The sequence below is a fragment of the Lentimicrobium sp. L6 genome, assembly GCF_013166655.1.
In the GTDB taxonomy this organism is placed as follows: domain Bacteria; phylum Bacteroidota; class Bacteroidia; order Bacteroidales; family UBA12170; genus UBA12170.
The window spans coordinates 149,055-162,821 of record NZ_JABKCA010000001.1 but is presented as its reverse complement, the minus strand read 5'-3'; the positions used below and the strand labels follow the sequence as shown (position 1 = coordinate 162,821).

Sequence of the window (13,767 nt, the reverse complement as noted above, 5' to 3'; positions counted from 1 at the left end):
AACACATATATTTGAACCTAAATTAAAATAGTCCGATTAATAGGGGGCTAGACCAAAGTCTGAAAAAAATTGAGGTTTGATGGGAAGGTCGTTTTCATGGGCAAATTATCCCAAAAAAACCTTAACCAAATATCCTCCTTTCCCTCTTACATTATTACTATATTTACATTCAAAAAAGACTACACCTATAAATTAAGTATTATTCCTTTTCAATTAAGATGAAATATAACAAACTAATATTATTTACTGCCATTACATTTTTAACGGTATTTTTCAGCTCATGCAATAATGACAAAAAAAGCCTAGTGATAGCTGCCTTAAACAAAGGTACTTCTAACTTTCAAGCAGGTGAATTAATCGTTAAAGAACTAAAAAACGACATTGGAATTAATTTCAGATTTGATAGTACAGCAGTTGGAAGTCTTGGGAATGTAAAACTGCTCATGGAAAACAAAGCTGATTTTGCTATCATCCAAAATACCCTTGATTACGAAGATTTAGGATATTCTAAAGATGAGCTAAACCGCAATATCAGAACCGTACTACCACTTTACACTCATAATCTTTTTATCATCTACCAAAAAGCGGATGCTCATCAAAATATAGTTGAATTATTTAGAGGAAAAAAAGTCGGATTGGGACCAAAAGATGGAGGAACGGCTTGGTTTGTTGAAGAGCTTTTGAGCTATTATGGTCTTCAAGAAGGGGATTACACACCAGTATACACAAAATACAATGAGAACATGGTTGGGGAAACTATTGATATTAGTTGCTCTGTAACCTCTTATAATAACCCTCGAATAGTTTCAATGATGAGAAATCCAGAATTGGATATTTTCTCCTTAGGAAATCCTTCAAATATCGCGATAGGAGGAAGCTCTGTAAATGGTATCAACCTAAGAAACAATACCCTTTTCCCTTTTATCATCCCAAAAGACACCTATGTCAATACTCCAACAGAACCCATTCTAACCATTAGCACATTTGGAGTTCTGATATGCCGAGTCGGTTTAGACGAGGATTTGGTCTATAATATGATGGAATCTATAGTTCAAAACAAAGCTTTAATCATCACTGAAAACCCAATATTCAACATCATTCATGAAGAGTTTAACCACAGCAATTTACGCTTTCCTTTGCATGATGGCGTGAACATGTATTTAGATCGATCAAAACCAAGTTTTTTGGTAAAGTACGCTGAAGTAATAGCCCTAATCATTACTTTATTGGTTATTTTTAGTGGCTCCCTTCGTTCATTAAATAATTGGTCAAAACTCAAGAAGAAAAACAGAATTGATGTTTATTATCAAAAGATTATAGACTTAGATATTGAAATAAAAAATTCAAATTCAAAGGATAAACTTCAGGAGTTGGTAATTAAGATTTTCAAAATCAGAGATGAGGCCTTTAAAAATTTAATAGATGAAAAGCTTATTGCCGATGAAAGTTTTAATATCTTTCTCAGAATTCAAGAGGATAGCCTGAAAAGAATTTATCGCAAACAAGAAGAATTAGAATAATTCATTTTGAAAATAACACCACAAACTCAAAATATTCTATTCATTTCATTATAGAATATAGCTTCATTTTAAGATTTTTTCAGTTTCCTATTATTCCAACTATACGCTTACGAATTGAAAGTCAACACTTAAATAATGCATGGGCTATTGGATAGTTTTCTTTTAACAATTATTTTACTTTTGTAATTCCCAAAAACCTAAAATCAATGAGAAACTTATTATTCGCATTTTATCTACTGCTTCTATGTCCATTCTTGTCGTATTCTCAAAACCTAGAACTTCAATTTGAGGAGTCTACCAATGAGCTTTTTGCTCCTGCCCTATTAAACCTACAAGTAAATGTGGAAGGTGTAGTGGAAGGAGAGCCTGCTTACCTTAGAGTTATCAATAACGAAACAGGCTATAGAAAGTTAAAATTCTCTAATAATGCCACTTCCATTTACAACCCAAAGATCAATGTAATTTATGGAGGAAACTATGAACTAAAAATCACATTAAAAGATCCAAATGGGAATATCAATTGGTCAAAAATGAAACTGAGGCCAGAAGCTTCAGGTTCTCTAGTTTTGGCTTCCTATGTAAATGAAGTTGATGGAATTGGAGATGAGTGGAAAACCATTACAATACCTTTAGCTGATTTTGATGATGCTATTGATTTCAGCTCCATCTCCTATATGGAATTTCCTTACAGTGCTGATGCTGGAGCCTTTGAGCTTTATATCAGCAAAGTAGAATTTACTGGAGGAACAAATCCATATTTATGGTTTGGCGATGATAAAACCAATAATTTTCATGATGGTTCAGGTGCAGCATATCAAATGGATGCTAACGTTATTCCTGCTGTTCCAGTTGATAATAATGTGGAAAAAGTAGAAGTTTATGTAAATAATCAATTAATAGATAACGACGAGAGTATTCCTTTCCAGTTCACACTCGACATACAAGATACAGGATGGCAAAATATTCAAGCCAAAGCTTGTTTTAATGACGGCAGTTTTTCCTTTTCTGATATTGAAACCATTTATTTACAATATTTAGCCCCTCCAGATTTAAGTTGTTATTTGCTTCAACCTATTGATTATTCTGAATTTGAAGCACAAGAGAGTTTCCAACTATTAGTTCAAACAGATGGAGCCACTTTAAACGAACCTACCTATTTAAGAGTTAGTAATACAAATACTGGCTATAGAAAACTTAAAATGGGTTATGATAATACCAATGTATATGGTCCTGCACAAAACGTTATTGCTTCTGGAAATACCCATTTGGAGATCACATTAAGAGCACAAAATGGATTTAATAATTGGTCAAAAATTAGAATTAGACCATCAGCACAGGGTGTGCTAAACTTATCAGATTATGCAACATCGGTAGGAGGAATAAATGACGAATGGGTAACCATTAGTATTCCTTTGGAGGATTTCACATCTTCTATTGATTTTAGTAGATTACAGATTTTCGAGTTTCCATATAGTGCCGATGCAGGCTTTTTTGATATTGATATTCAAAAAATGGAATTTACAGGAGGAACAGAATCATTTTTATGGTTTGGAGAATCAAAAACTGACAATAAACACGATGGCCTTGGTGGCGGTGGACAACTGCTTGCTAACCTTGTTGAATCAAACATTACAGAGGAAACACTTGAAAAAGTAGAATTCTATCATAATGAAATTTTGATTGCTGAAGATTTATTTAGCCCTTTCAAAATGGAATATTCCATTGAGGACACTGGCTATCATTCAATACATGCCAAAGCCTATTTATTCAATGGCCAGGGAGCAGAAACGGCAGTACATCAAATTCACATTGAAGCACCTGCAAACCCTATTTCTCCTGTCCAAATCGAAATTGTCTCACCTAATAGTTTGGATTCAGGCCTCATCAATGAAGTGATACATATCATTCCTCAGTACACAGGAATCGACTTAGAATCAATCACTTATTTAAAAATCTGGAATACTGAAACTGGCTATAGAAAATTGAAACTGGGTTATGACGATCAATATATCTATTCTGGCCATGCCAATGTAATTGCTGGTGGAAACGACACTTTAGAAATCACCTTAAAAGCCTTCTCGTCCAACATATTATGGAACAGAATAAGAATAAGACCCGCAGCTATAGGTTTACTTACACTAGACCGGTATTTAAACGAATATCCAGAAGATTGGACGACTATTAAAATCCCTCTTGCTGATTTTGATGCTGCTATTAATTTTGAGGATCTTTCTTTTATAGAACTTCCCTATAGTGCCGATGCTGGCGCTTTCAATATTGGCATCAAGAGTATTAAATTTGTGGGTGGAGCTGATGAGTTCATTTGGTTTAACGAGCAAAAAAATGATAATGCCCATGATGGTACAGGTGACGGTGGAAAAGTATTTGCAGAGCTATTTGAGCCAGATCCGAATGCTGTTTCAATTAGTCAAACTTCTATATACGTGGATGGACAATTGGAACAAACTGTTAGTGGTCCTGCTAATGATTTCCTTCTCACTTTTAATAATGAAGGTCTATATAACATCTCTATAGAAACTATGGACACCGATAGTTTAATAGCTCTTTCTGATACCATAAGTTTTAAAGTCTATGATAATGACTGGAGTGGATATTCTAGAATTATTGTTGAATTCGCAGGAATACCAACATCATTAGACATTAACAAAGCTGCTTTAAAATATAATAAAAACTTTGCTTATAGTCTAACTCTAGACGATGGGAAATATGATGGATATGATTATGGCTTCAAGCTTTTTAATGGAGGCTATATAGAGGAAGTTGATACCCAAAGTGAAGGCCTTTATTATACTGATGGCTGCGGAAATGACATCAATTTCACAGCGGGAATTGACCTAAACTCAGTAAACTCATCTTTTACAGATTTACATATCAACACACCAGATTATATGACATGGGCAGAAATTACTGAAGTTAATAATGCAGGATGGAATATCTATAATCACAGTTACTCCCATGCGGCTTGGGGCGAAACAGATCATCAGTTTCAAGTTGAAGAAAATAATAACTACGTATTCAGCAAAACAGGGATTGAAATGCGTCATTTTGTGATTCCTAGCGGTGATTTAGCTTATTCAGATGTGGCATTCAATAATGGCATGTTAGCTGTTTATAGTAATAAAGTAGAATTTAGTGGCTATCCTTCAGGGATTGATATTGATGAAACTTTCAATACTCATCAATTGCAAATCTATCGTCGATTTTTAAACGATGACAATTATGACATCTCAAATATCTCGGAAAGAATAGACCAAATTGCAAATAGTACCAATGAGAATAATCATATCTGGTATTCAGAATTTACACATAGAATAAGAAACCAAGTAACTGGAGGAAGTTTAATTTGGCCAACTTTTGAGTTTTATATGAATGATATAGCCAATAAATATGGAAAAAATGGCTTGGACAATATTTGGTTCGCTGACATGGAGGATGTTTTAGACTATTTAATGGTGCGAGAAGGAACTGAACTAAATTTCATTCTAGATGGCAATATTGCCTATATCTATTTAGATTTCTCAGAAATACCAGCTAATCTCCCACAGTATAACCTTTCTATTAATATAGACTCAGATGTGGAGATATTAAATATTACACCTGAGTTTAACAGCGAATTCAATACTAATCTAGCAACTGGTTTAATCAACCTTAATTTAGAACTTAATGTGATGAAAGAAATGGAATTCACAAATATTGAAGACTTAGAAATGGACCTGACCCATTCTGATTTCAGTATTTACCCAAACCCCATTTCAAATCATCAATTCAATATATTGTCACAAACAAAAACAGAGGATGCTGTTCAATTAAAACTCACTAATATGTATGGGCAAATAGTTTTATTGGAGAATTTAGGAAAGATGCATGAGCTGGACGAGTTAAATATAGACTTACGCACCTCAAATATAGGTTCAGGAGTTTATATTTTAGAACTCATTAGCGGAAATAGAATATTGATGATGGATAAGATTGAGGTTCAGTAATAATAAAGAGCGGAATGGACTATGTAGTTTTTTCAATTGATGATGGAAACACTTTTAAAAGGTCCATTCCATTTTTTCTACCTTCCAATATCACTTTATCAAAGTGAGGAATCATAAATAGAAAGGCCATACCGTAATAGATATTTATAGAAGTAGGAAACTGCCCCATTACTGCATTACCATAATTAGCCAAAAGAACACCCATTATACAACCATGAATTGCCATCATCCGTGCTTTTAACTCATGGTCTTTCGTGCGGAACATTATATAAAAGCCTCCTTTAAAAACAATATAGAAGAGAATAAAGAAGTGCAATAATAAACCAACAGCTCCATTCTCTGCCCATATTAGTACATACCAACTGTCGGTAGCTACATTTGCTAAAAATCCATTAGGAACGTATTTTAATGCTCTAGTTCCTGCATGCCCAACTCCTCCGCCAATTGGCCTAGTCGACAGATAATTCTTTAATATCTTCTGATTTTCTAAACGAACAATAAATGAAGGATCCTCATCAGGGTGAAAAGCTGTTCTCATTCTTGCTACCTGATAATTAGATTGAGCAATAGAGGTATGCGCAAAGAAAACATAGAGCATAATGCCTGCAAAGAGACCTAATGCAATTAGTTTGGTGTTCTTAGTTAATATTAAATAAGTAAAAAAACCAAGTGCAGGAATCGCAATGGCTCCTCTTGTACCAGACACCAACATCCCATAAAGCCCGAACAAAGCTACTGTACCAAAAAAAATCCTCTTTTTAAAGTTTTTAGTTTCATAAGCAATAATTCCACCCATCACTAGAGCTTGAGCCTGAGAGGCTCCAAACTGCCCTGCATCACTTAAAAATGAAAAAACACGAAGTTTACCAAACAGTAAGTGAGTCTCATAAGCACCAGCATCCATCCACTTCTGCTCAAAAGGATCTAATCCTATAATGAGCTGCATAGCTCCTTTCAATGTAACTAAAATGGTAAAAGCTCCCCATATATAGAAATAGATTTCTAAATCTCTTGGCTCTCTTAATAAAAGGAGAACCATTGGAATACCTATAAAAAAGTAGAAAGCAATTCCTCGCATTGTATAGAACCAAGCTTGAAAACTAACAGCCTCAGGATTTACAATTTCGAAAAATATCCACCCCATCCACACTGCTCCTAAAAGCGAAATATCTTTCAATAAAGGAGTCCAATCAACTCTTTCATAGAAGTTTTTAAAAATAATAGCCACTAATGCCAGAACAAATAAGCCATCCGCGCTAAGCCCAAAAGGAATTCCCGGCCCAGTGTAGCGATATATTCCAACAATAAAGTAACCTGCAATTTGAATGGTAAATAATGCAATTTTAGGAGTATGAAAAACTCTCTCAAGGTAGACAGCGATGAAAGGCAAGACAATGAGCATTCCCATCATTGTAATTCCCTTTTTAGCAAGAACATTCCCAATTAGAACAGAAATAAGTATCACTAGCAGAATTGCTATTGGATGCTCGAGCTTTGAAGCTCCTGTATTTTTAAGAAATGGATTACCCATGTATTATTAATTCTTTGAACGAAAATTACAATTCCTCATCTTCATTCTCATTTTCATTTTTTGATAATCGCTCATCCTCCTCAGCTTGTTCTTTTACGGCTTGCTCATCCTCCCTTTTAATCTGGAAATAAACAGCAGCAACAGATAAAATCAAAGCAAGGAAAATAGGCCAAGTAATCATACTAATTCTTTATAAATTTCTCAACAACAACTTTCTTCCCATCTATTAAACGAATGAAATACATATCTTCTGAGAGCTTACTGATATCAATGTCTATAATTCGTTTATCATCACTCACCATTGAATCCAAATACATTCTCTCTCCCTTAATATTCAATATTTCAATATGACATTCTGATGAAAAACCTATAGGTATTTCTATTTGAATAAAATGGTCAGAAGGATTTGGGATGATATTAAAAAGCAAATGACTTTCCTCATTCAAAGCACTTGTGCTTGAGGACTGATATTCGTAAGCTCCAATATCAGCAGCATTATTATATGGCCTTACATTACCATCTAAATCCCAAAACACATCATATGAGGCAACATCATCTCCAATATTAACAGCTGGAGAGTTATTGGTTAATCGATAATTGTACTCTGTTGTATCTACAAAATATTGATCTTTAGATGATCTTTCAAAAATATTATTACTGGTATCAATAATTGTGCAATCAAGATAATTATGAATATAAGAATCGGCACCTGTATTATTTACAGAACCATTTTCAGTATAGTAATCAAAAGCTCCTGGATTTAATATAATATTATTTGAAAACACATTATGATCGCTATTAGCATTATAGAATCTAATTCCATCACTCTTGGGATTTATAATTGTATTATTAAAAAAGTAAAAGTTAGAATCTGGTGGAAGGATATATTGGTATTTAGAGAAAATCCCAAATTGCTGTTTCAAAATCTGATCTTCTGGAAAATAATCCCTTCCAGCATTTACAATTAGATTATTAAAGAAATATTGTCCCCCAGTACCTTGATTAAATATTCCAGTCCCTTTTCCATCAATAATGATATTATCATGTACATCACAAGAACTACCCGTATTTACGATTATTCCACTCATCTGATAAGTTTGCTCCTCTTGTGAATCCAGATAAACATCATTATTATAGATATCGCAATTGTATAATGCACATCCTACTTGTATTCCATCCCAACCAGTATTATGCACAATATTATTATAAACTTTTACCCCTTCAATAATATGCGGTAAAACAACAGTATCACAGGCAGAAAGACTATGTCCTAAAAAGAATGAATTACCAATATACATACCTTCAGTACCTATATGATGTAGATAATTATCATGAATATTTACATTATACATGGTAAAGCTATCTCGAACAGCAGAAAAAGTACAATCAGGATCGGTTTTTGCCATGATTCCAACATACTTTGTCTTCTGAACCTCCACATTTTCAACTTCAAAATCAGAAGATTGAAAGCCTATATCTATACCATTTCCTAAAGCTACTGTATCAATTTGAATTCCATATTCCTCATTAGAGTCACCTGTTCCTGTCAGCTTAATATATCTGCAAAATGCAAACTTTAGTCCATAAGATAGTTCTGTTTCAATGTTTACCACACCACCATAATTAATGATAACAATTGGTTCATCCGCTGTACCTTCAATATTTTTCATATACAATTGAGGCCTTACTCCCGCCATCAAACACATAGTATCACCAGGATTAGCAGTATGATTTGTTATTGAAACATCATCTACCTCAATTATATAATCGCAATTAATGGTCTTCTGAGCAGTTAATACGCTAGAAAAAATGATTAGAATTAGAAATATATATTGCTTTAATAATCTCATATTATAATAACTCCTTTATTTTATTGGAATAGACTTTCCACCCTTCGATAAAGATCAACCTAAACTTTAAATCAATTTCTTTATGGAGATAGTAATATCCAATTATCAAGCCTATTAATGTAAATATAATCGTAACGACCGCAACCGCTAACAAAGATTCAAATACAAATACCGCAATTAAATCCCCTATGATATTGGCCACTACCATAAAAATGATTTTATAAAAATTCTTTTTTGGTTTATTGATACTATCCAAACCAACACCAGTTAGTCTATCAATGGGTAACAACATCCCATAAATAGCAAAAACTTTAAATATCAAGCTAGCACTAGCCCCAGTTACGGGGTCTATTCCCAAATACTTCTCACCACCTAGCAACAACACGAAGAAATCAGAAAAGAAAAAAGTAATTATTGTTACCGGTATAAATAAAATCGTAATAGATCCACTATAACTATAAAAATAATACCTCACCATCTTTAAATCTCCTTCAATACTTGCTTTCGACATTTTAGGAAAAGCCGTAGCCACAAAGCTCCTTAGAGGAATCTGTAGTAATTCTGTAAGCTTTAATGGGATAGAATACAGCGCAACTGCAGTAACACCTAGTGGACTTAAAGCGATAATGAAGGTATCGGCGCTCTTTAGCAAATTAGTCCCTATTAGGGTTATAGTTGTATATTTTCCAAAATTGAGAATGGTTTTATTTTTTTCTTTAGTTGCATGAAATATATTAAGAATCCCATCCCAATTCAATAAGACCGTGACTAATGAAACTACAAATGAAATAATTAAATGGAACCAGATAACTTCTAGCAAACCTTTATGTAACCAAAGGAAATTCACTAATAAGCCAAAGAAAAACAATCCTGAATTTAAAAACCTGACCACGAATATTTTATCAAATTGCTGACGAGCTTGAAGTATGGTTAGTGCATTATTAAAGGGTAGATTCAAAAAGGCCAATATAGGATACCATTGAAAAAAGAGAACAAAACCTGAACTTTCTATTCTCTCTGGAAATATTAAAAGTAAAGCATATAAAACGATGGCAATAAACACACTTACTACTAAACCAATCAACCAGTTAGAACCAATTAACTGTTTTTGATCTTCTTCTTTTGCTCCTGCTAAAAAACGTATTAATGCTGTTCTGGTAATCCCAAAACGAAACATCTCAACAAAAGCAGCTCCTGTAAGATACAATACCCATTCTCCAAAAATATCTTTATCAAAAGTTCTTGCCAAAATCACAAAATTTAAAAACCCAAAACCAGCTGTTAGCATATTCCCTGCTAATGATTGAACATTTTTCTCCTTGAGTATTTTAATTATTTTGTTCTTCATGGTTTATATTTACTTATGATAATCAATAATCCATCTACAGTATATTGGATCTACTTTTTTATTTGATTTCTTTCGAAAAACTGCAATCTAATTGCTTTTTTTAGCATTCGTCTAATTCTTGAACGCTTACGAGGAATCTCCCCTATTAAATCTTGTAGGAATTCTGGATTTGCACCATTTAAAAATACATAGGGTTTAATTTTCAAGAATTCTCGTATCGATTCCAAAGCATTTACATCGGCTCCTTGCCAAGTTCTATTTGCTCTTACAAGCATCAACCCAATATCAGCATCTCTAACCAGTTCAGGCGAGTAGGCATGATTAATAATTGATGGAAGTTCTAAAATAATATAATCTAATTTTGAATGATCAAGATTACTGTTTTCAAATTCTACATGCTCTATTAATTCAGAAAATGATTTTACGCCAAAGAACCCTTTTCCAACTTTATAAGTCTTGTTTAACTCATTCTCACTTGTCTTATGAATAAATTCAGCTTGATAAGTAGGTAAATGATAGTTTAAATTAAGTACTGTATAATCAAACTCTCGTAAAACCTCAGAAAACCTATCCGCAATTAATGATTTTCCATCTGTCATCAATGTACTAAACAGAACTATCTTTATTGGTCCTACTTTATCATTTAGGCTATGTTCATCCTTTATTTTAATCAGATTCTGAGCTCCTAATTCTAAAAGTCGGTTTTGGATATACTCATAATTAATCCCCTTCTTTTTCTTAACTATTTTGGGATATGCACTGAATAATGGCAAACCAGTGAGCTTGGAAGCTCTTTTTGGGGTTTTCACAGTATCATCGAAATACTCCAAAACTAAAATAGAAAACAATACCATGATAAAACCAACCAAACCAGCCGCGACAATAAATAGTTTTCTTTTAGATCCTTCAGGGTTTAAAGGAAAATATGGAGGATCTACTATTTTAATATTACTCTTAAATGCTAAGTTCTGTTGCTTTAGTTTAGCTTGATTTAGACTATGTAATAATGAAAGGTATTGCTGCTCATAAACATCTATCTCTCTTTCTATTCTTGAAAGCTGGGCACCCAGTGGTGCAAAGGTTTCATAGGTTTTCTGGAACTCTTTTTTCCTTTCATATAATGCTGCCAATTTAGCTTTACTTTCCTCATACTCTATGGTTTTCAATAACCAATTAGTTAGAATATCATCACTTTTAACTCCTTCTGGAGAAAACTGTAATCCAAAAACAGAATTAATATCCTCTTTAATCTTATGCTTTAGATCAGATGATTCTGCTTGCAAATCTTTAATGGCAGAAACAGCTTTTGGATCTTTGGAATCATTTAACTCATTTATGGCAATTTGATAAGTTATTTCTGATAATCGATTTCTGTACTCTAATAATTTAGCATTATACATTGAAACACCCCGCTGAGATTCAAGTTGTTTTTCTAATTGCCGAAGTACTGAATCAGCAGCAGTAAATTTCATCTTTACATCATAATACCTAGAATCTAATTGCTCTTTTTGTTCAGAGATATGACGTGTTTGCTCGTAATAATTGATAATATTATTATCCTGATTGAACAATAATAGCCTATTTTCAGCTGCTTGAAGATTAGCAGAAGATTCAGCAACCCTTTTCTCAAAATAAGAGATGATATGGTCACTTTGATTCTCAAATAATAAACTATAATTATTTTCAAAAGCATTGATTAACAACATAATGGTCTGCTGACATAAACCAGGATCACTTGTTTTAAAACCCACTTCTACCAATCCACTACCTTGTATTCGCTTAACGGTAACCCCTTTCATAGCCTTATAACTATAAAATGGATGTGTATAATTCAATAGCTTGTAAATATAATTGGTGTCATTTTGCTCCCCATAATCTTTTAAACGTTGAACACTTGCTTCAAATTCAACTTCATCAATATTTGCTCTAATAAAAAAGGAAGTATCAGGAATAAATAATTTAGTTGTATCCATTACCCCTGTTCTATCTTCAAAAATTAGCATGGGGGTTTTCTCAACAATAATTCTTTGTCCCACATCAAGTTTAACTTTAGTGAGTCTATTCCAATCCATTAATTCACTAACCAGAACAGAATGACTTTCAGAAACAGAGAGTAAGTCATCCCCTTGTTCAACACTATAATATAAGTTCTTATACGCAACACTCTTATTTTCATACAAGCTTGTATCGATCATCACTAGAGGTGCATTGTTTATTTTTATACTTGCCGTATCATGATTTTTCCTAACCAAATCTTTAATATACTGAGGGGTTTTATCATGAAGTTTCTTGTAATTTACTCGTGAGATAAATTGAGGATCCCAAGAATCTAGGATTAACCCTTGTGCAAATAAGCGAATCAGTACGTCCTTTTGTGTTTCTCTGGCTTTAAATAAATTAAGTATATTATCAAATTCCATCTTTGAACCAAAATAATCCAATCGAGATGAATTCGGATTATCAATTGATAAACCACTACCAACTCCAGTATATACAGTTGCATTGGAAGAATAGTTTTTGACCTCATTTCTTGTTGCATAAAACACCAATGAAGCCAAAATTGTTGGCACCATCAAAAGAATTAATATATTCTTCTTTAGTAATTTAAGAAATTGAATAATAGTCATTATTCCCAGTTATTTAGTTCTGCAAACTTTATGCCTGTTATCTCTTGCAACATGACATATGCATTTATAAATCCAATTTTTGTTCTTACGTAGCGATATCTAGCTCTTGCCAGATTATCTTGAACTCGTGACATATCAGCCAAACTTATCTTTCCATCTTGAAATTCCCTTTGAGCCATTTCTGATGTTAAGGTTGAAAAGTCAATATTATCAATATCTAATTTCAGCATATTCTGCTGAATAATAAGCTCATTGTATAAATTAATCACTTCTGCACGAATTGTTTTTTGATCGTCAAGCTTTTTCTCCATATTACTTTCAATCTTCATCTTAGCCAATTTCGCTCTGTTTCCATAATCTAAAACATTATAAACTGGAAGTCTCATGGATACCCCAACAGAATATCTAGTTTGATTTGTAGTTCCTAAAGTTCCTACTTCATTCCCCAACTGATCTTCAATAAAAACCAAACTTGTCCAACTCCCCTCTTTAACCTCACCATTCAAATAAACAAAATTAGACCATTCTCTTTTTGTGGATTTCAGTTCATATTCCGATATTGAAATTTCTTTATCCCAGTACTTTAACTTATGAGAATTATAGATTGCCGAATCAATCAACACCTCTAAAGTTGGTATTTTTTTTGTGATATCATCTGTCAATGGATTAATACCATCTTCACCTAAGTTTACAGCTTCACCAGTTCCTTGACCTAATAAAACTAAGGGGAGTAAACAAACATAAAGCATTCCGATTTTCAGAATGCCTTTGATGTATGATGATATATTAGAATATTCCATGGATAACTATGTTTTAAATTCCTTCCTAACAAATCTACACATTGTATTTATACCTATCAATTCATTAGCTTCTACTTATTAAAAAGC

8 protein-coding genes are annotated in these 13,767 nt (G+C 33.0%); 2 read left to right on the top strand and 6 right to left on the bottom strand.

The annotated features are described in order from the left end of the window. Positions 1-218: 218 nt before the first annotated feature. Positions 219-1,520 carry a TAXI family TRAP transporter solute-binding subunit gene (locus HNS38_RS00670; RefSeq protein ID WP_172345824.1) on the top strand — a complete coding sequence of 434 codons (1,302 nt, stop codon included), beginning with the start codon at positions 219-221 and terminating at the stop codon, positions 1,518-1,520. A 206-nt stretch (positions 1,521-1,726) separates the two neighbouring features. Beyond that, positions 1,727-5,524: a T9SS type A sorting domain-containing protein gene (locus HNS38_RS00665; RefSeq protein ID WP_172345823.1), complete on the top strand. Its 3,798-nt coding sequence runs from the start codon at positions 1,727-1,729 to the stop codon at positions 5,522-5,524. Between the two features lie 19 nt (positions 5,525-5,543). Here the strand turns inward: HNS38_RS00665 and HNS38_RS00660 are convergent, their stop codons facing one another. Genes HNS38_RS00660 through HNS38_RS00635 form a run of 6 tightly spaced genes read right to left on the bottom strand, consistent with a single transcriptional unit; the run spans position 5,544 to position 13,680 of the window. Then, the gene (locus HNS38_RS00660; RefSeq protein ID WP_172280916.1) at positions 5,544-7,055 is read right to left on the bottom strand and encodes an O-antigen ligase; all 1,512 of its coding nucleotides are present in this window, start codon (positions 7,053-7,055) and stop codon (positions 5,544-5,546) included. Between the two features lie 25 nt (positions 7,056-7,080). Beyond that, the gene (locus tag HNS38_RS00655) at positions 7,081-7,236 is read right to left on the bottom strand and encodes a hypothetical protein (RefSeq protein ID WP_172280914.1); all 156 of its coding nucleotides are present in this window, start codon (positions 7,234-7,236) and stop codon (positions 7,081-7,083) included. A gap of 1 nt (position 7,237) precedes the next feature. Beyond that, a complete protein-coding gene (locus tag HNS38_RS00650; protein ID WP_172280912.1) occupies positions 7,238-8,905 on the bottom strand; it encodes a T9SS type A sorting domain-containing protein in 1,668 nt (555 codons plus the stop codon). A 1-nt stretch (position 8,906) separates the two neighbouring features. Further along, positions 8,907-10,253, bottom strand: a complete 1,347-nt coding sequence (locus HNS38_RS00645; RefSeq protein ID WP_172280909.1) for an oligosaccharide flippase family protein — start codon at positions 10,251-10,253, stop codon at positions 8,907-8,909. Positions 10,254-10,303: 50 nt separating this feature from the next. Continuing rightward, positions 10,304-12,880 carry a LysM peptidoglycan-binding domain-containing protein gene (locus HNS38_RS00640; protein WP_172280906.1) on the bottom strand — a complete coding sequence of 859 codons (2,577 nt, stop codon included), beginning with the start codon at positions 12,878-12,880 and terminating at the stop codon, positions 10,304-10,306. Beyond that, complete coding sequence (locus HNS38_RS00635; RefSeq protein WP_172345822.1) at positions 12,880-13,680, bottom strand: TolC family protein; 801 nt, start codon at positions 13,678-13,680, stop codon at positions 12,880-12,882. Before HNS38_RS00635 ends, HNS38_RS00640 begins: the two co-directional genes overlap by 1 nt. Positions 13,681-13,767 lie beyond the last annotated feature (87 nt).

Coding starts and splice junctions, on each gene's coding strand:
- HNS38_RS00650 (WP_172280912.1), bottom strand. CDS start 8,905: ATGAGATTATTAAAGCAATATATATTTCTAATTCTAATCATTTTTTCT.
- HNS38_RS00635 (WP_172345822.1), bottom strand. CDS start 13,680: ATGGAATATTCTAATATATCATCATACATCAAAGGCATTCTGAAAATC.
- HNS38_RS00665 (WP_172345823.1), top strand. CDS start 1,727: ATGAGAAACTTATTATTCGCATTTTATCTACTGCTTCTATGTCCATTC.
- HNS38_RS00670 (WP_172345824.1), top strand. CDS start 219: ATGAAATATAACAAACTAATATTATTTACTGCCATTACATTTTTAACG.
- HNS38_RS00655 (WP_172280914.1), bottom strand. CDS start 7,236: ATGATTACTTGGCCTATTTTCCTTGCTTTGATTTTATCTGTTGCTGCT.
- HNS38_RS00645 (WP_172280909.1), bottom strand. CDS start 10,253: ATGAAGAACAAAATAATTAAAATACTCAAGGAGAAAAATGTTCAATCA.
- HNS38_RS00640 (WP_172280906.1), bottom strand. CDS start 12,880: ATGACTATTATTCAATTTCTTAAATTACTAAAGAAGAATATATTAATT.
- HNS38_RS00660 (WP_172280916.1), bottom strand. CDS start 7,055: ATGGGTAATCCATTTCTTAAAAATACAGGAGCTTCAAAGCTCGAGCAT.